Source organism: Virgibacillus sp. GM2-2 (assembly GCF_055329585.1).
This window is the reverse complement of sequence record NZ_JBUZWC010000024.1, coordinates 1-17,725: the sequence shown is the minus strand read 5'-3', so window position 1 is coordinate 17,725 and position 17,725 is coordinate 1. Positions and strand designations below refer to the sequence as shown.

Here is a 17,725-nt window from a genome sequence, read left to right as displayed (position 1 = left end):
CTTAAATTATGGATACTGGCACTCATATAGTTATGGGGGTTGCACTAGGAGGACTAGCAACTCTAGACCCAGTTGTGCATAACGATCCTACACTATTTAGTGCGGTACTAGTAGGGACGATTATTGGTTCAAACGCACCTGATTTTGATACAATTTTAAAACTACGAAATAATGCTGTATATATAAGGCATCACCGTGGAATAACGCATTCCATTCCAGCTATTCTTATTTGGGGCTTATTACTCTCTGGAATTATTTATCTGTTCGCTCCACAAGTGAACTATTTCCATTTATGGCTCTGGACGTTCTTAGCTGTGGTGATTCATGTATTTGTTGATATATTTAATGCTTATGGTACACAAGCATATAGGCCATTTACCAACAGGTGGGTTGCACATGGGTTTATAAATACGTTTGACCCTTATATTTTTGCTCTTCATATAGCTGGTATTTTTGCATGGATGATAGGAGCAAACCCAGGATATACATGGCTCATTATTTATGCAGTAATTATCCTTTATTATATCAAACGATATATGGACAAAAGGGAAATCATTAAAAAAATTCACGATTATTTCCCTGATATTGAACAAATTGCTACCTCTCCTACGTTAAAACAAAATTACTGGCGAGTAGCAATTACAACAAAAAATAATTTTTATGTCGGAACTGCTGAAAATGGCCACATTCAAATAATTGATGAGTTTAACAAAGTACCATTACCTGAATCTAAGCTTATTGATTTGGCGCAAGAAGATAAAAATATTTCCGCATTCTTATCATTTTCTCCCGTATACCGTTGGGAGATTAATGATTACGATGACTTCACAGAAGTCAGGTTTATTGATTTGAGATATCGATCAAAGGGCCATTATCCATTTGTTGCAGTAGTTCAAATCGATGACAATATGCGAATTATGAGCTCGTATACTGGATGGATTTTTTCCGAACAAAAACTACAAAGTAAGTTATATATTGGTGATAATCCAATTTAAAACAGCGAGGCGACTTTATTGGTCGCTACGCTGTTTTTGTATTTTATCCCCTAGGATGGATATAGGGATTGCTTCTTCTTTTTTGTATAGTTCATTTAACAAGTTAATTCGATGTCCCCAGGCAAAAACGCCATTGATATAATTAATTTTGAACTGATGTCCTGGATCACCCTTTAATTCATATATGTCATCCGGTTTATAGTCTTCAGGATTTAACATATAGGCAAGCGCAACCTGCATTTTTCGTTCATTTATAGCAACTTCACTTATATTCCCGACACGTTCTGCTTTCAACGCCTTTTCTTTTAATCGACCAACTTCCTCTCGAAGTTGCTCAATTGAATAATCACTATATCGATAATCCAATTTTAATGCCTCCTCTTCACTTTCATTTACATTTTACCAATAGTTTAGGAGAATGAACATAAGGAAGTATCTTCTGTTTAACATGTAAAGGAGGAAAAAAGTGATGCCCACAATCGCGATAACTGGTGCTGGAAGTGGACTTGGACGAGCACTAGCACGCAAATATGCAAATAATGGATATAAAGTTTATTTATTAGGAAGGTCAGATACCAAGTTACATATCGTGCAAAATGAAATTGCACAAGATGGTGGAAATGCACAAATTGTATTGTGTGACGTAAGTGAACCTGCATCAGTAAGTATTGCTTTTCAGCAAATTGGAGAATTAGATGTTTTTATCAATAATGCTGGTATTGGTCTTTTTGGACCAATCGAAAATTACACAATCGAAGATATTGAAGACACCTTAGATACAAATGTTAAAGGTACTATCTTAACGGTTCAAGCTGCATTACCACTAATTCGAAAAAGCGCTGGACGCATATTAACTATTATCTCTACTGCAGGATTACGCGGAAAAGTAAACGAATCCATTTACTGCGCAAGTAAATTTGCTGTCCGTGGCTTTACAGAAAGCCTTCAAAAGGAATGGGAAAATGACCCAATTTCGATAACTGCAGTTTACATGGGTGGCATGAACACACCATTCTGGGATAAATCTTCCCATGTTGATAATCCTGCTAAATTAAAAGGGCCAGAAGTTGTTGCCGATAAAATTTTTCAAGAAGACAATGGACGAAATGAAATTGTTATCGATAAATAAGACTTGATACCCGACACCTCGGATTTGCTTCTGGCAAAGACGGGGTGGCCATTTTAGGTTAAATTAATGCCCTTCACTTTTCCAATGCTTCATCCAGAAATTTATTAATCATATCAATAGTAAATCCCTTCCGATATAATCCCTCTTTGACCTTATTCTGTAATTCATAACCCGAAAACTTTACCTGATGCTTCCGTAATAGCTTTTCTCCATGCTTTACGATGGCTTGCCATTCGGCTTCGTCGTCCTTCTCTTCTCCCAGCCCTACAACGGCCTCTTTAATAACGTCTTGATCGAAACCTTTTTGCTTAAGTGTCAATTGGACCTGTTGCAATTGTTTTTTGAAGGAGTCCCTTCCCTGCTTTTTCATCTTTTTTTGAATCCACTTTTGTGCTTTTTCCATTTGAATATCGAATGAATACTGTAATACTGCATGATCCGCTTCCAATGCCGAAATTCCTTTATCCATTAATTCTTTTTTTACTAACATCGGACCTTTCGAAGAGGTTTGAATTCTTGTTCGTACAAACGCATCGGCAAATGCTGCATCATCGATCAAGCCCTCTGCTAACAACCGGTCAATTATCTGTTGGATATGTTCTTCGTGAACTTCTTTTTTAACCAAATAATCACGAATTTCTTTTTTTGTACGCATTCGGTAGCTTAAAAAATTGATAACTAGGGTATAGGATTTATGTAGATCATCTTTTTGGATGAGAGTTTCAATCATTGCGTCTTCTAACTCAAGGTTTTTGCGAAGCTTGTATTCAATTAATACAGCTTCATCGACGCTAAAACCGTATTTTTCACCCTGACCATCATCCAAAAAGATATTAAAACGATTCTTACGCTTTTGCTGTGTGGTGATACGGGTAATTTTTTTCACTGTTAATCTCCCCTTTTTTAAATAATAACACGAAATTTTTCCCATTCACCACAGTAAGAATCACAAACTTGCATATAATAATATAGAAAAGCGGAGGCGACTGCTTAGTGGCGTACAAATAGATAGGCAGGTGAAAAGTAGGGTGCTTTTTCCCAACGTTCATCCTGACTAACTATTTGTACGCCACTAGGAGCCGCAGCTAGACAAAAAGCCAAAGAATTTATATTTACTGATTGGAGTGTTTATTCTTGAATATATTAATTGCTGGTGGAACTGGTTTTGTTGGAACACATTTAACAGAGGCTTTAACGAATGAGGATCACCATGTCTACATACTAACTAGATATCCAGATAACTATGAGAATTCAAAGCTTGTTACGTATATAGCTTATGATTACTATGTGCGTGACCTCCCTGCTATTCATTCCGTAGTCAACCTTGCAGGCGATACATTGTATGGATATTGGTCGACTGAAAAGAAAACGAACATTATGAAAAGCCGTACAGAAGTTACGCAGCACTTAGTTGAAATGATGCAGCAAATGGAGAAGAAGCCAGATGTATTTGTTAGTGCATCTGCGGTAGGTTTTTATGGAACAAGTGAAGATTTAATGTTCTCAGAAAAAACAACTAAACATGGTGATGATTTTCTTGCTAGTGTAGCAGTCGCATGGGAAACCACTGCAATGCAGGCTGCTGATGAAATGCATATTCGTACGGTGTGCACTCGCTTTGGAATAATCCTTGGTGAGCGAGGTGCCTTACCTTACATGACGTTACCAATTAAAATGTTCGCCGGAGGAAAAATTGGTGATGGTGAACAATGGATGTCTTGGGTACACGTTGAGGATGTTGTGAATTCTATTATCTTTTGCATGCAAAATGAGCATATAGAAGGTCCGGTCAATGTCACTGCTCCAAATCCAAAGCGAAATAAGGATTTCACAAAAATACTAGCAAAGGTGTTGAATAGACCGTATTGGTTTACTACTCCGGCTCCTTTCATACGTACAGCTATTGGTGAAATGAGCGAATTGATGACGAAGGGACAATTCGTCTTACCCAAGAAGTTAGAGGATCACAATTACACGTTTTCCTATCCATATTTAGAAGATGCATTGCGTTCCATTAACCTTCATAAAAAACCGAAAAAAATGTCGCAAAATGTATGAAAAAAATGATTCACATTTTGATTAAATCTGTGTAAAATAAAAGTACTGAGAAATAATGATATAGGGAAGGCAAATGGTGCGCCACCAGTGTTTACTGGTTCTAGTGGGTTCGATTCCCACCCCGAATTTTTGTTGATCTTTTAAATAAAAATTCGAGGGTGGGGCACACCAATTTTCTTCCAGATACCCACCTTAAAAACAAGGAGGGTATTTTTTATGCTTAAAAAACGTGATTTACATGAGGTTCCAGCATTATTTGATTTATTAAAACATCCAGAGGTATTCCCTTTTGTTCGCCACAAAGCGGAAACAAGTGATGAATTTTATTTTATTACGAAACAGACAATGGAAGCTGAAGAAAACGGTGAATTGATTTCGCGTACAATTCTTGATGAGTTTCATCAGCCAATTGGCACGATTAATTTATACGATATTCAACGTAAACATGGCTTTTTAGCAACGTGGATTGGGCAACCCTACTTTGGGAAAGGCTACAACAAACAAGCTAAAGATTTGTTCTTCGAAGAACTATTTTTCCAGCATGATATGGAAGGAATATTTATGAAAATACGAAAGACCAATTTACGATCGATGAAGGCTATTTTAAAGATACCTTATGTAGCACTTGGGAATGCTTTATATCCTGAAGTGTATCAAGCTATTAATCATGAAAATGAGATATATGAGCTTTTCGTCATTTCTAGAGATCACTATATGTCTTATCATCAGTTTCATAATCCTGCTTTAGCTGAAAGCGATGAAGAAGTTTCTTAATTTGAGTATATTTTTCATCCTGTGGTGTCATCCTACTAGTAGAAATGAGGGATATCCACAATGAAAGATAAATCGAAAAATATCAATCGCGCACATGATAATTTGAACAAAACGCAGGAAGTTTTATACCAAAAAGAATTCAAACGAGCTAACACTGCATACAATCAATCAAGCCAAAGAGGTAATCGATAAAAATCGGTTGCCTTTTTTATAACGTCGGAAAGTATAAGTTATGGTAGACCTTATAAGAATTTTTTATCCACACGTATCGGAAAGATTGTTGATAATATATTGAAACAGGCAACAAATTAACCTTGGTTATTCACATCACATTGTGAATAACTATGGTTTTAAATTGTGGATACCGTGAATAACTCTTGTATGTCCTGTGAATAAATACCCTCCTTTGTGCATAACTCTGTTGATTACTAATCTCCCTTCTAATTCAATTTTTAAATGATTACTAGCCCTACGCAACTTTTAAAGTTCTCTAAAAACACCAACTTAATCTACGAAAAGCAGGTATTGGGTAAATCCCACTACCTGTTATTTATATGCAAATTTTTATTGACTACATGTAATCTTTGTTATATTATATATATAACAGTTATCACAAATAATAAAGGAGTGATTCCTATGCAAGAACTTTTTAATGAAATCGACTGGGCTGTTATTGCACCAATCATGGTTATTCAAGCAATCCTCTTGATCGTTGCATTGGTTGATTTAATAAGAATCCATCATACAAAAGGTCCAAAATGGTTGTGGGCTCTCATCATTATTTTCATTAATATTGTTGGTCCCATTCTGTATTTCATCTTTGGAAGGAGACCCCACTAATGAACCTTCTCACGGTAACAAACCTTTCCAAAAATTATGACGGAAAACCTGCTGTTAAACCAATAAATTTTCAATTTTCATCACAAAAGTGTATAGCATTAATCGGACCAAACGGTGCTGGTTAAACCACTATTCTCCGTTCATTATCTGGACTAATCAAACCATCAACAGGTTCCATAACGTTTCATCAAATGAAACAAAAAGATGATATACGAAAATTTATTGGATATCTTCCGCAATACCCCTCCTTTCATTCGTGGATGACAGGAAAAGAATTCTTAACTCACGTTGCCAAACTTGCGTATATGGAAAAACGTGAAGCAGAACAGCGTGCAGAAAAATTATTGACCCAGGTTGGACTCCAAGAGGCAAAACATCAACGTATCGGAAAATACTCCGGTGGAATGAAGCAACGATTGGGAATTGCTCAGGCAATTATTCATAAACCGAAATTGTTAATGCTGGATGAACCTGTATCTTCTCTCGATCCAATCGGTAGACGAGAGGTACTTAATTTAATGGAGGAGTTAAAAGAAGATATGACGATTCTTTTTTCTACCCATATATTAAGCGATGCAGACGAAGTTAGTGATGAATTACTACTTTTACATCAAGGAGAAATAATTGAAGAAGGTTCCATGGAATCACTTCGGTCAAAATATCAAACTTCTAAAATTGAGGTAACCATCTCTGATAACCTTGAAAAATATATCAAAAAACTGGAAGCAATTGCTACAGTAGAATCGTGTTACATCGAAAAAGGTAGTATTCACGTTACTACCTCAGACATTCCTGCAGTTCGATCAGAAATTTTTCAATTAGCGATCAAAGAAAACTGGCCATTATCGACGTTTTCTATTAACCGAACATCATTAGAGGAAATGTTCATGAAGGCGGTGAATTCTTGATGCAATGGATAACACTATTAAAAAAAGAGATGCTTGAAAACTGGCGTAACTATAAATGGATCTGGGTTCCGCTAGTAATGATTTTAATTGCATGTATGGACCCTATTTCCACTTACTATCTACCACAGATTATTGATGCTGTTGGTGGTTTACCTGAAGGCACGGAATTTGAAATTCCCGAATACAAAGCAAGTGATATTGTGATGATGAGCTTGAGCCAGTTTAGTACCTTAGGCGTTCTATTGATTGTTTTAATGTCAATGGGCACAATAGCAAGCGAACGTAAAAGTGGCGTTCTCGAATTAATTTTAGTTAAACCCGTTTCCTACAAAAATTACATTACCGCTAAATGGTTGTCGCTCTTAGTTTTAATTTGGGCTTCATTCTTTGTTGGAATGATTGCGAGTTGGTATTATGTGAATTTATTGTTTGGTGATTTATCATTTTTCACTTTACTAAAGGTAATATTGTTTTACGGACTCTGGCTATCACTCGTCATTACTTTTTCTATTTTTTACAACTCCATCGTTAAAACACCTGGTCTCGTGGCGTTTTTTACTATATTAACCATTATGAGTATGTCGGTTATTACAAAAATCTTTGCTCATTATCTTGAATGGAGTCCGTCCAATCTCTCTGGTTATATTCAACAGATGTTAATCGAAAATAAGATTAGTAGTGAGCTTTTAGGTAGTACGTTGATTACGATTTTATTGATTGTATTACTGTTAATAGGTTCAATTTATACGTTTAAAACAAAAGAACTAGCAAACTAAAAGGATGAAGCAATGTGCTCCATCCTTTTTAACATTCCGTTGTGATTTTTCGGATAAGTCCCCAGGAGAGAATGTACAGCAAAATTCCTATCCCAGCTACTTCAAAAAAGAAGGTAAGATTTAAGTCCTTAATGATATTCGCGAAAAAATCTCCAAGAAAACCATCGGCTAATCCAAATAGGAGTAAAATCAAAACAAATCCAATAACTCCACCGCCACCAGTAAGACCATATTTGTAGAATAATAATCCTATCATAAATCCTACTGTCATGATGAAAAATACAACGATTGCATCAATGGTAAACCTTGTTAACCAAGTATTATCCAATAATTCTGCTACCGACATAAAGTTGATTGAGTTAATGGAAAATACTTTTCCAATGAAACCATAGAACGACTGCATTATATTCGCGATCAAAGATTGAAAGATTGCGAGTCCGGTCAGAAATATTCCTAGACCAATAAATATATTCTTACGAGTTGCACCCATTTTTAATGCAAAAGGTATACCTTGCTTAACAGCATGAAAACCAAATATTGCACTATAAATATAGACAGCAAATGAAAGTCCAAAAGTCATTTTTCCGTTTTCACTATTCAATAGAAATACTGCAAGAAGAACCCCAAGTGTTATGAATCCAAGCAATATCCCCCAAAAGATGAAAAATGATTTTCTTGCATCAGCGATAAAAAAATAAAGTAAACCCTTAATCTGTCTGCTCATCACTACGCCCCCTTATTTCCTTCAGTTAAATGAATCATCAATTCTTGAATCGGAATACCATCTGCCTGTAAACCAGCAGCAAGTGCTTCTTCCTTTGAACAATACACATAGGCTGTCATCATACCTGCAAGCTGCTTCTTATTAATGATTTTTTTGTCGGCACTGAACCGTTCTACTTGGTCAATGGTACCTGTAACTGCACACGAATTTGTTCGTAATACATCAGCTTCCTCGCGAAGAATTATCCTTCCATCCTGTATAATTAAAACTTCTTCAAATAGTAAACTTACTTCATCAATTAAGTGTGTGGAAAAGATAATTGTTCGTTTTTCTTGTTCATAATCTTCCAGAAGAATTTCATAAAATTTTCGTCGTGCAGCAGCATCAAGTCCGATATATGGTTCATCAAAAATAGTAATTGGTGCCTTACTGGATAATCCAACTATAATTCCAAGAGCTGATTCCATACCTTTTGATAATGTCCTAACTTTTGCTTTTTTATTTAGGCCATAGACGTTAATCAGTTCATCCGCTAGCTCCTGATCCCACGAAGGATAAAACATGGAATATATCCGTAGCACGTTGTTAATGGATAGATCTTTTTTAAAGTTTCCTCCTTCTTTAATCAAACAGATTGATTCGGTTAATCGTTGATTATCGAATGGAATTTCATTATCAATCGTAATTTCTCCGCTCGTCGCTAAGATATGCCCTGCTAAAATTTCCATAAATGTTGTTTTACCAGCACCATTACGCCCTAATAGACCATATATCTTTGGTTCAGCAAGCGTAAATGAAATATCATTCAATGCAAGTTTATCCTTATACTTTTTCGTCACACTTTTGACGTTAATTTCCATTCTGTTCAGCCTCCTTATTGATCATGGCAATTAACTCTTCTTTATCGATCCGAAGTTTTTTCGCCTCATTTTTTATTGGTAAAATGAAATTTTCATAAAACGTTTCTTGCCGTTTTTTAATTAAAATTTCTCTCGCGTTTTCCGTTACGAACATACCAACACCTCGTTTTTTGAATATAATCTCCTCACTTACAAGTTCATTAATTCCTTTTGCCGCTGTTGCAGGGTTTATTTGATAAAAATTTGCAAATTCGTTTGTTGATGGGACCCGTTCCATCGGTTTAATTGTTCCGTTCAAAATGGAGTCTTCCAGCTGCTCTTTTATTTGCAAGAAAATCGGTTTATTTTCATCTAGTGTATTTTTCATGTCCAACCCCTCAGTTAATTGGTTAGTTACTTATGTAATTAACCAATTAACCAAAAACGTTAAAAGTCAATCATTATTTGGAAAAAATTTATATCATTAAAAAAAGCCTGGACAAAACTATTTTTATCAAAGAAAATCCGAACATAAGATAATTAGTGCAAATAACTCGCTCCGGAAATATACTCGCTTTCCGCGGGCGGCTGGTGAGCCTCCTCGTGCTTACGCACTGTGGGGTCTCACCGATGCCTATCTTCCCGCAGGAGTCTTCGTATATTCCCGGAGCTAATACAATTCATTGTTCGTTATTTAAATTGATAGTTTTAGTTTTGTCTCAGCCTCTTTATCCTGCACTATCTATTCCACTTGTGGGTCCTTTTTCTGTCCACATATAATAATCCGTTCCGTCTGTTGTTATTGTTATGTTCCCGTATACAGCAGTTGAAAATATAAGTGAATTTATTTCATTAAGAGCCTGTATTACACGTTCAACCGGATGTCCGTAATCATTCTGTTTGCTATAGGTGAGAATGGCGACAGCTGGTTTTACTTCTTTTAAAAACTCCGACGAAGTACTGGTTTTGCTCCCATGATGAGCTACCTTTAAAACTTCCGCTCGTAAATCATAATCTTTGATTAATTCTTGTTCTTGCTCTTTTTCAATATCCCCCATTAGCAAAAAATCCATTTCTTTATATGTTAATTTTAATGCTAACGATGATTCGTTATTATTTCGAAAAGGCTCATACGTATTTAATACTTTGATTTTTATGGATCGATCTATTTTTATTGTTTGGTTCTTTTCAGCGATTTCAACTGGTATATTTCGTTTAGCAATTTGGTTAATGTATTTTCGATATGTTTTAGTGGTGTAAAGTTTACCAGAATCCAGTATTTGTTTAATTTTAAATGATTTCATTACCTTTGGTAGACCGCCAATATGATCAACATCAGGATGCGTGACAATAAGTAAGTCAATTTTATTAACGTGTTGGTTTTCTAAAAACTCAACAATCCTTTCACCTGAATCAGGAGTTCCGCCATCAATTAGGATTGTTTTATCATGGGGAGTTTCAATTAGCATCGAATCACCCTGCCCTACGTCAATAAAATGCACCTCCATCGTTGGTTGTTCTTCCGAATGAAGGGGTTCTATAGGTTGTAACATGATAAAGATTAAAATCAAAATGATACTATATTTAGACCCTCTCATAGCAACACCCTTTTACTTGTTTTGTTTAGTTTTTACCGATGCGGTTCAATTATAAGCTTTTGTTGAAAAAGTTTTAGACGGATAAAATAAGAAAAATGGGTTTCGTCGATTATGGATAATGTAAATTGCGAACTAGTGAAGATTTCCAGCAACGTTGCGGGCAGCCCGATGAGAAATAATTGTTGAATTTGCAGGATGGATTGCACCTAGCGGACAAACGATTTCTTATTTGTTAAAAATATGGGTAAATGGTTCAATTATCGGACTGACGATACCTTATTTGGGTCAAAACAGGTGAAAGTTATGCTTTTTACCTGAATAAGACATCCTGAGTCCGTTAATTCACAAAATCACGCTAAAAAAATAAAATAAGGCATCCTCTGTCCGTTAGAAAAAGCAGTAGTAAATAAATGTAAACCAATATATAATTTTTTTTACTTTATCTTAAGAAAAAGCTGCTAACCAATAATTTGGTTTAGCAGCTCTTATAAATATAGCTTATGCTTTTTTAACTGAAATTTGATCATCAACTAAGCTTACATAAACGTGATCTACGTTTTCCTCATCGAGTACTAGGTCGGTTAATTGGTCCTCAATTTTGTCCTGGATAACTCGACGTAATGGACGAGCACCAAATCGTTTGTCATAACCTAATCTCACGAGTTCCCGTTTTGCGTCTTCTGTAATTTCAATTGTTAATTGATTATCCTCTAACGTTTGTTCAAGATCATCTAGCATTAAGTCAACGATCTTCAACAAATTATCTTCGGAAAGCTCGTTGAACGAGATAATCGAATCAAATCGGTTCAAGAATTCTGGCTTAAAGTAAGCACTTAGATTTTCAAGTGTTGATACTGCCTCATGTTCAGCATTAAAACCAACGTTAATTTGCTTATCTCCTGTACCAGCGTTACTTGTCATGATAATGACAGTTTCTTTAAAGCTTACCGTGCGACCATGAGAATCCGTTAAGTGACCGTCTTCCATGATCTGCAAGAACATGTTTTGTACATCAGGGTGTGCTTTTTCAATCTCATCTAACAAAATGATGGAATACGGATTGCGGCGCACTTTCTCGGTTAATTGACCCGCTTCTTCATGACCAACATAGCCTGGAGGTGACCCAATAATTTTAGACACTGCATGTTTCTCCATATATTCGCTCATATCAAGACGAATTAAGGAATCGCGTGAACCAAACAATTCTTCAGCTAGTGCCTTGGTTAATTCTGTTTTACCGACACCAGTTGGTCCGACAAATAAGAATGAACCGATTGGACGATACTTCGATTTCAACCCTGCCCTACTTCGACGAATCGCCTTCGCAATTTTCTCAACTGCTACGTCTTGTCCAATTACTTTATCCTTCAAATTAGCAGCGATATTGTTCATTTTTTCTTGCTCATCTTTTTGAAGTTTTGTTACAGGTATACCTGTTTTTTCTTCTACAATTAACAAAATATCCTCTACTGCAACCTCGGTAACTTGTACTTCATCTTTTGCTTTCTCTAATTGCTTTTGCAATTGAATCTCTTGGTAACGTAGGTTTGCTGCTTTTTCATAGTCTTCTTGTTCAGCAGCCAGTTCTTTTTCTTGAACAACCTCATCCAAGCGTTTTTGAAGTGCGTCAGAGTCTTTTTCTGTATTCGCTAAATTCAATCGTGAACCGACTTCATCCATTAGATCAATTGCTTTATCTGGTAAAAATCGATCTTGGATGTAACGTTGTGATAGTGTCACGAATGAACGCACTGCATCATCAGAATACTTCACTTCATGGAACGCTTCATATCGATCTTTAATTCCATTTAGTATTTGAATTGCCTCTTCAATAGAAGGTTCTTTCACGATAATTGGTTGAAAGCGACGTTCTAACGCTGCATCCTTTTCAATATTTCGATACTCTTTTAATGTTGTTGCACCAATTAATTGTAATTCTCCCCGAGCTAGTGCTGGTTTTAAAATATTTCCTGCATCCATTTGAGAGCTTTCTGCAGTACCTGCTCCTACTAGTAAATGAATCTCGTCAACAAATAAAATGACATTCTTTCTAGTTTGAAGCTCTTGCACTAATTGTTTCATACGCTCCTCAAACTGGCCACGCATACTTGTATTTGCAACAAGTGATGCAACGTCTAACAAATAAATTTCTTTATTCATCAGTTTGGTTGGCACGTTACCTTCAACAATTTTTAATGCTAAACCTTCTGCAATTGCTGTTTTACCAACACCAGGTTCACCAATCAATACTGGGTTGTTTTTATTGCGGCGATTTAACGTCTCTACTACTCGTTTTACTTCTTTGTCGCGCCCAATTACAGGGTCAATTAACCCAGCTCGAGCAACATTCGTCACATTCTTACCTAGATTGTCTAACAGCCCATTGCCTTGATATTGTTTTGTTTTTGTACCAACATTGGATGATCCATTTCCTTGGAAAAACTTATCCTGGAATGCATCTTGATTTTGACTAAAGCTTGGACCAGAAAACAATCCATTTGAATTCATTATTTTTCCTTGTAATTCATGAAAACATTCGTTACAAAGATGCATTTTCACTTTTTCATTATTTAATTGCATCATTACATTTATATCTGCTGGACGAACTCCACATTGTTGACATTGCATCTGCAATTCCTCCTTAAATATATACATCAATAAAGATCAATTTGACTTTGACTATATTTGACCTTTGACTTCATTATACTCTGACCAATTTTGACTTTCAAGTGTTTTGATCAAATTTTTTTATGATAATTTGGGAAATCTTATTTTGGAGGTAAACCATGGTTATGGAAGGTTTTTTGAAGATTGAAATTGAAGATAAAGCTCGGGGTTATGAACGGCTTTTCTGTGCTAAAACTATTCATCGGTGCTTAAGCAATTAGGATGCTAAAAGACCGCTGTTGAAAAGTATCAACAGCGGTCTACATTTATCATAATACAAATTTTCACCTTACAAAGTGAACTACTTTTTTCTAGTTCAGTGCTGCTTGTTCCTTCTGACGCAATTCAATGCGGCGAATTTTTCCTGATGTTGTTTTTGGTAGTTCTTTTATAAATTCGATTTTACGTGGATACTTGTATGGTGCGGTTAATTCTTTTACGTGATCCTGTAATTCTTTGATCAAATCAGGATTCGATTCATCCACTGTATCCTGCAAAACAATAAAAGCTTTAACGATATTACCACGAATTTCATCTGGACTCGCGACCACTGCACATTCTTGAACGTACGGGTGCTTCACTAGTGCATCTTCTACTTCAAATGGCCCAATTGTATAGCCAGAGCTAATAATGATGTCATCACTACGACCTTCAAACCAGAAGTAGCCATCTTCATCTTTTGATGCTTGGTCTCCAGTTACATAGTAGTTTCCGCGCTGCGAGATTTTCGTACGTTCGCTATCTTTATAGTATTCTTTAAATAGTGCAGGACAGTCTAATTTAACCGCAATATCACCAATTTCGTTTATCCCAACAGGTTCACCGTTTTCGTCAATTATATCTACTTCATTACCAGGGGTTGGTTTGCCCATTGAACCTGGTTTTACTTCCATGTCTTTCATAATACCTAATAAAAGCGTATTTTCCGTTTGCCCATAACCATCACGGACCGTTACATTGAAATACTTTTCAAATGTATCTATTACTTCCCTGTTTAGTGGTTCCCCTGCAGAAACTGCACTGTGCAATGCAGGTAACTGATACTCATCCAAATTATCAACTTTGGCCATTAAACGGTATTCGGTCGGTGTACAGCATAATACATTTATGTCATTGTCACTTAATAATTGTAAGTATGTCTTAGGATCAAATTTACCGTTATAGACAAAACCAGTTGCTCCGGATCCTAATACCGATAAGAATGGACTCCAAATCCACTTTTGCCACCCCGGTCCAGCAGTAGCCCAAACCTTATCACCGTCATTAATACACAACCAATTTTCTGACGCAGTTTTTAAATGTGCAAACCCCCAACCGTGCGTATGTACTACACCTTTAGGGTTTCCAGTTGTACCAGATGTGTACGGTAAAAATGCAATGTCATCACTAGTCGTTTTTGCCATCTCTAATTGATCAGAAGTTTCCTCCATAAATGCATCTAATTGTAGCCAATCATCTGCTGGCTCCCCTACAACAAACCGCTTCAGATTTTCATATTCGCTAATTTGCTTGTATTGCTCGACAAATGGAAAATAACTAACAACTCCACTAACCTCACCGTGTGTAATACGATATTGAAGATCCTTTGTCTTTAACATTTCGGAACTAGGAATAATGATAATTCCCGTTTTTAATGCTGCTAAATATACTTCATATGCTTCGATAAGTCTAGGAATCATAACGAGCACTTTATCGCCTTTTTTTAAACCATTTTCTAAAAAAGCGTTTCCAATTTTGTTAACGTTTTTCATTAATTCCGTATACGTAATTTCCTTATTGTTACCTGCTTCATCTTGCCATATTAATGCTTTTCTTGTTGGATCCGTTGCAAAGCGTTCCATTTCCATAACGATGTTGTAATCTTTCGGTGCTAATAGATCTTCTCTGTTCATTTTTTCATCTCCAATGCAAGAATTTATCTATAGTATAGCAAAGGTTATGAAAATTTTAAATTAATACACATGTCACGAAATAAGGAAATAGGAAATTCCGAGTACTCCTTTTATCCCTTTTAAATACTAAAAACACCAGCCAACAGGCTGATGTTCTTTTTGTTAGTACATATATTTTGGTACCATATCTTGTATAACAAGGTCATCTAGACTTTTAAAGGTGTATCCTTTTTCTTTTAATTCGTTAATAATTCGTGGTAAAGCCTCTGCATTATCTGATGATACGGTGTGCAATAAAATAATTGCACCTGGGTGGATCTGCTTCATCACTTGGTCGTAAGCATAATTTGCTCCTTTTTGACTGTCTGTTTTCCAGTCGGAAAAAGCTAGCGACCAAAAAATGTGAATGTAGCCTAACTCATTTGCCCACTTAAGTGTTTGCTCGTTAAACATACCTCGAGGTGGGCGGAGATATTTCATTTCTTCTTGGGTAGTGATTTCAGCTACAGCCGCTTCCAATGATTCTAATTCCTTTTTCATCGATTTTTTTGACACAACCGTAAAATCGGGGTGATGGTAGGAATGGTTACCTACTATATGTCCTTCCTTAACCATTCGCTTGACAAGATCTGGCTTACTATCCACATAATGTCCGGTTACAAAGAATGTTGCAGGTACATTTTCCTTTTTCAATGTGTCTAATATTTTTGCTGTATAACCTTGTTCGTACCCATTATCAAATGTTAAATAAACCGTTTTTTCTCCTGAATCATCAATATAATAGGCACCATATTTATCAAGCATTTCTTTGTATTTTCCGATGTCTGGAACTTGATGATCAGTGCTTTTTTTATATCCCCACCCATAGCCACTTGCTGAAGTAACTGTAGGGTTTATTTGTAAAAAGATAAGAAATGTTAAGGTTAAAAATAAGAATAATTTTTTCATCCATTACCCACCTATTTTTTTCTTACCTTTTCCTTTGGAACATTAAATTATGCATTCGTTAAAAGATCATTGCTCCGATCCAACCAAAAATAAATAACGGTATATTATAGTGCATAAATGTTGGAACACACGTATCCCAAATATGGTTGTGACGTCCATCAGCATTCAGTCCTGATGTTGGTCCTAATGTACTGTCTGACGCAGGCGAACCAGCATCACCAAGTGCTCCAGCGGTTCCGATTAATGTTGCAATTGCCAGTGGTGAAAATCCAGCTGCGACACAAATTGGTACATACAGTGCTGCCAAAATTGGGATTGTTCCAAACGAAGAACCTATTCCCATTGTGACTAATAATCCAACTATCAATAATATAAACGCCAATAAAGCTTGATTATTTTCACTGAAAATTCCAGATGATACTTCAACAAGAGCGTCAACTGCTCCTGTCTTTTTTAAAATGTTGCCATATCCGGATGCAACAAGCATTACAAATGCGATGGTTCCCATCATTGTAATACCTTCAGCAATAACCCGATCTCCATTGTTGAACGGTACGACAAAGAATATAAACATTAGAATAAGACCTGTAAGCGCGCCAACAATTAAGTTCCCTGTTATTAACTGCAACCCTAATGCTACAACTATCGCAATTAATGTAAGTAGATGTTTTTTATTAAATTTCACTTCCGTCGTATTAATCGAAACGTCTTCCGTTTCATCTGTTTCTACTAGTATAGATTTAGTACGTTTGTTTCGATAAGTGACGAAAACCGCAAAAAGTAAACCAACAATCATGCCTATTCCTGGGATTAACATCGAAAGGGTAATCTGTCCTATTGTTATGTTCACCCCATTGTTTTCCATACTTTTTTCAATTGTCTCCTGAAAAATAAGTCCAAATCCTGCCGGAATCATAATATATGGTGTTATTAGTCCAAAAGTTAGTGCTGATGCTACTCCACGTCTGTCTAAATTCATTTTGTCAAATAACTTTAGTAATGGTGGAATTAAAATAGGAATAAATGCAATATGCACGGGAATTACGTTTTGCGAAAGACACGCTACACCCGCAATTGCTAGTAGCATCATTGTTTTTTTACCTGTTAGTTTTTTAATAAGATAATTAACCAATATACCTGTAATACCTGTATAACTTATTGTTACTGCAAAAGCTCCTAAAAGTATATAGCTTAGCGCAGTTTCTGCTTGCCCACCCATACCATTCACAAGCATGTTAACGGAATCAACGAGGGATAATCCTGCCATTAATCCAGCAGTTAGTGATGCTATAATGATCGCGATAATAACATTAACGCGTAATAAACTTAAAATAGTCATAACTAATACAGAGATGACGACTACCCATTCCATTGTGTATTTCCTCCCTTTACTGCATATTTCTTTAATACTTCATCATGATAAAGTATTAAAGCGAGATAGTCAACCTTATTTTTTTGAATTAACTTAAACACTCTACTTAGAAAAACCTTGGTGCATAATAATCGCTCCAGAAATACACTACGCTTTCCGCGGGCTTGCGCTGAGCCTCCTCGCGAGCAAAGAACGCTCACTGCGG

20 protein-coding genes are annotated in these 17,725 nt (G+C 36.0%); 9 read left to right on the top strand and 11 right to left on the bottom strand.

Annotation, left to right across the window (positions count from 1 at the left end; genetic code table 11):
- Nucleotides 1-8: 8 nt before the first annotated feature.
- On the top strand, nucleotides 9-995 hold the full coding sequence (locus tag ACY9Z2_RS18155) for a metal-dependent hydrolase (RefSeq protein ID WP_463611085.1): 987 nt from the start codon (nucleotides 9-11) through the stop codon (nucleotides 993-995).
- A gap of 15 nt (nucleotides 996-1,010) precedes the next feature.
- Here ACY9Z2_RS18155 and ACY9Z2_RS18150 read toward each other — a convergent pair whose 3' ends face one another.
- Nucleotides 1,011-1,361: a YfhH family protein gene (locus ACY9Z2_RS18150; RefSeq protein ID WP_463611084.1), complete on the bottom strand. Its 351-nt coding sequence runs from the start codon at nucleotides 1,359-1,361 to the stop codon at nucleotides 1,011-1,013.
- Nucleotides 1,362-1,464: 103 nt separating this feature from the next.
- On the opposite strand from ACY9Z2_RS18150, the gene ACY9Z2_RS18145 reads away from it, so the two are divergent.
- The gene (locus tag ACY9Z2_RS18145) at nucleotides 1,465-2,124 is read left to right on the top strand and encodes an SDR family NAD(P)-dependent oxidoreductase (protein ID WP_463611083.1); all 660 of its coding nucleotides are present in this window, start codon (nucleotides 1,465-1,467) and stop codon (nucleotides 2,122-2,124) included.
- A gap of 73 nt (nucleotides 2,125-2,197) precedes the next feature.
- Here ACY9Z2_RS18145 and recX read toward each other — a convergent pair whose 3' ends face one another.
- Nucleotides 2,198-3,010, bottom strand: a complete 813-nt coding sequence (recX, locus tag ACY9Z2_RS18140; protein WP_463611082.1) for a recombination regulator RecX — start codon at nucleotides 3,008-3,010, stop codon at nucleotides 2,198-2,200.
- Nucleotides 3,011-3,258: 248 nt separating this feature from the next.
- Here recX and ACY9Z2_RS18135 point away from each other — a divergent pair, with 248 nt between their 5' ends.
- The 7 genes from ACY9Z2_RS18135 to ACY9Z2_RS18105 all read left to right on the top strand — a co-directional run bounded on the left by ACY9Z2_RS18135 (nucleotide 3,259) and on the right by ACY9Z2_RS18105 (nucleotide 7,480).
- On the top strand, nucleotides 3,259-4,182 hold the full coding sequence (locus ACY9Z2_RS18135; protein WP_463611081.1) for a TIGR01777 family oxidoreductase: 924 nt from the start codon (nucleotides 3,259-3,261) through the stop codon (nucleotides 4,180-4,182).
- Nucleotides 4,183-4,398: 216 nt separating this feature from the next.
- Entirely contained in the window at nucleotides 4,399-4,956 is a 558-nt protein-coding gene (locus tag ACY9Z2_RS18130; protein ID WP_463611080.1) for a GNAT family N-acetyltransferase, read from the top strand.
- A gap of 60 nt (nucleotides 4,957-5,016) precedes the next feature.
- Complete coding sequence (locus ACY9Z2_RS18125; RefSeq protein ID WP_463611079.1) at nucleotides 5,017-5,148, top strand: YfhE family protein; 132 nt, start codon at nucleotides 5,017-5,019, stop codon at nucleotides 5,146-5,148.
- A 444-nt stretch (nucleotides 5,149-5,592) separates the two neighbouring features.
- Entirely contained in the window at nucleotides 5,593-5,796 is a 204-nt protein-coding gene (locus ACY9Z2_RS18120) for a PLD nuclease N-terminal domain-containing protein (RefSeq protein ID WP_463611078.1), read from the top strand.
- Nucleotides 5,796-5,921, top strand: coding sequence for a hypothetical protein (locus ACY9Z2_RS18115; RefSeq protein ID WP_463611077.1), 126 nt, complete (start codon nucleotides 5,796-5,798; stop codon nucleotides 5,919-5,921). Before ACY9Z2_RS18120 ends, ACY9Z2_RS18115 begins: the two co-directional genes overlap by 1 nt.
- Nucleotides 5,922-5,927: 6 nt before the next feature.
- Entirely contained in the window at nucleotides 5,928-6,704 is a 777-nt protein-coding gene (locus ACY9Z2_RS18110; protein ID WP_463611105.1) for an ABC transporter ATP-binding protein, read from the top strand.
- Nucleotides 6,704-7,480 carry an ABC transporter permease gene (locus ACY9Z2_RS18105; RefSeq protein ID WP_463611076.1) on the top strand — a complete coding sequence of 259 codons (777 nt, stop codon included), beginning with the start codon at nucleotides 6,704-6,706 and terminating at the stop codon, nucleotides 7,478-7,480. Before ACY9Z2_RS18110 ends, ACY9Z2_RS18105 begins: the two co-directional genes overlap by 1 nt.
- Nucleotides 7,481-7,508: 28 nt before the next feature.
- Here the strand turns inward: ACY9Z2_RS18105 and ACY9Z2_RS18100 are convergent, their stop codons facing one another.
- The 9 genes from ACY9Z2_RS18100 to ACY9Z2_RS18060 form a co-directional block, all read right to left on the bottom strand.
- A complete protein-coding gene (locus ACY9Z2_RS18100) occupies nucleotides 7,509-8,204 on the bottom strand; it encodes a hypothetical protein (protein WP_463611075.1) in 696 nt (231 codons plus the stop codon).
- Between the two features lie 2 nt (nucleotides 8,205-8,206).
- Nucleotides 8,207-9,064, bottom strand: coding sequence for an ABC transporter ATP-binding protein (locus ACY9Z2_RS18095; protein WP_463611074.1), 858 nt, complete (start codon nucleotides 9,062-9,064; stop codon nucleotides 8,207-8,209).
- The gene (locus ACY9Z2_RS18090) at nucleotides 9,054-9,431 is read right to left on the bottom strand and encodes a GntR family transcriptional regulator (protein ID WP_463611073.1); all 378 of its coding nucleotides are present in this window, start codon (nucleotides 9,429-9,431) and stop codon (nucleotides 9,054-9,056) included. Before ACY9Z2_RS18090 ends, ACY9Z2_RS18095 begins: the two co-directional genes overlap by 11 nt.
- Nucleotides 9,432-9,771: 340 nt before the next feature.
- Nucleotides 9,772-10,596: a ComEC/Rec2 family competence protein gene (locus tag ACY9Z2_RS18085; protein WP_463611072.1), complete on the bottom strand. Its 825-nt coding sequence runs from the start codon at nucleotides 10,594-10,596 to the stop codon at nucleotides 9,772-9,774.
- A gap of 543 nt (nucleotides 10,597-11,139) precedes the next feature.
- Nucleotides 11,140-13,269 carry an ATP-dependent Clp protease ATP-binding subunit gene (locus ACY9Z2_RS18080; protein WP_463611071.1) on the bottom strand — a complete coding sequence of 710 codons (2,130 nt, stop codon included), beginning with the start codon at nucleotides 13,267-13,269 and terminating at the stop codon, nucleotides 11,140-11,142.
- Nucleotides 13,270-13,619: 350 nt separating this feature from the next.
- Nucleotides 13,620-15,200: an acyl-CoA synthetase MbcS gene (gene mbcS, locus ACY9Z2_RS18075; RefSeq protein ID WP_463611070.1), complete on the bottom strand. Its 1,581-nt coding sequence runs from the start codon at nucleotides 15,198-15,200 to the stop codon at nucleotides 13,620-13,622.
- A gap of 162 nt (nucleotides 15,201-15,362) precedes the next feature.
- Nucleotides 15,363-16,148, bottom strand: coding sequence for a delta-lactam-biosynthetic de-N-acetylase (gene pdaA / locus ACY9Z2_RS18070; RefSeq protein WP_463611069.1), 786 nt, complete (start codon nucleotides 16,146-16,148; stop codon nucleotides 15,363-15,365).
- A gap of 58 nt (nucleotides 16,149-16,206) precedes the next feature.
- Nucleotides 16,207-17,520 (bottom strand): Na+/H+ antiporter family protein, encoded by a 1,314-nt coding sequence (locus ACY9Z2_RS18065; RefSeq protein ID WP_463611068.1) that lies wholly within the window; start codon nucleotides 17,518-17,520, stop codon nucleotides 16,207-16,209.
- A partial coding sequence (locus ACY9Z2_RS18060; protein ID WP_463611067.1) for a hypothetical protein occupies nucleotides 17,508-17,725 on the bottom strand: 218 nt, incomplete at its 5' end. The genes ACY9Z2_RS18060 and ACY9Z2_RS18065, both read right to left, overlap by 13 nt.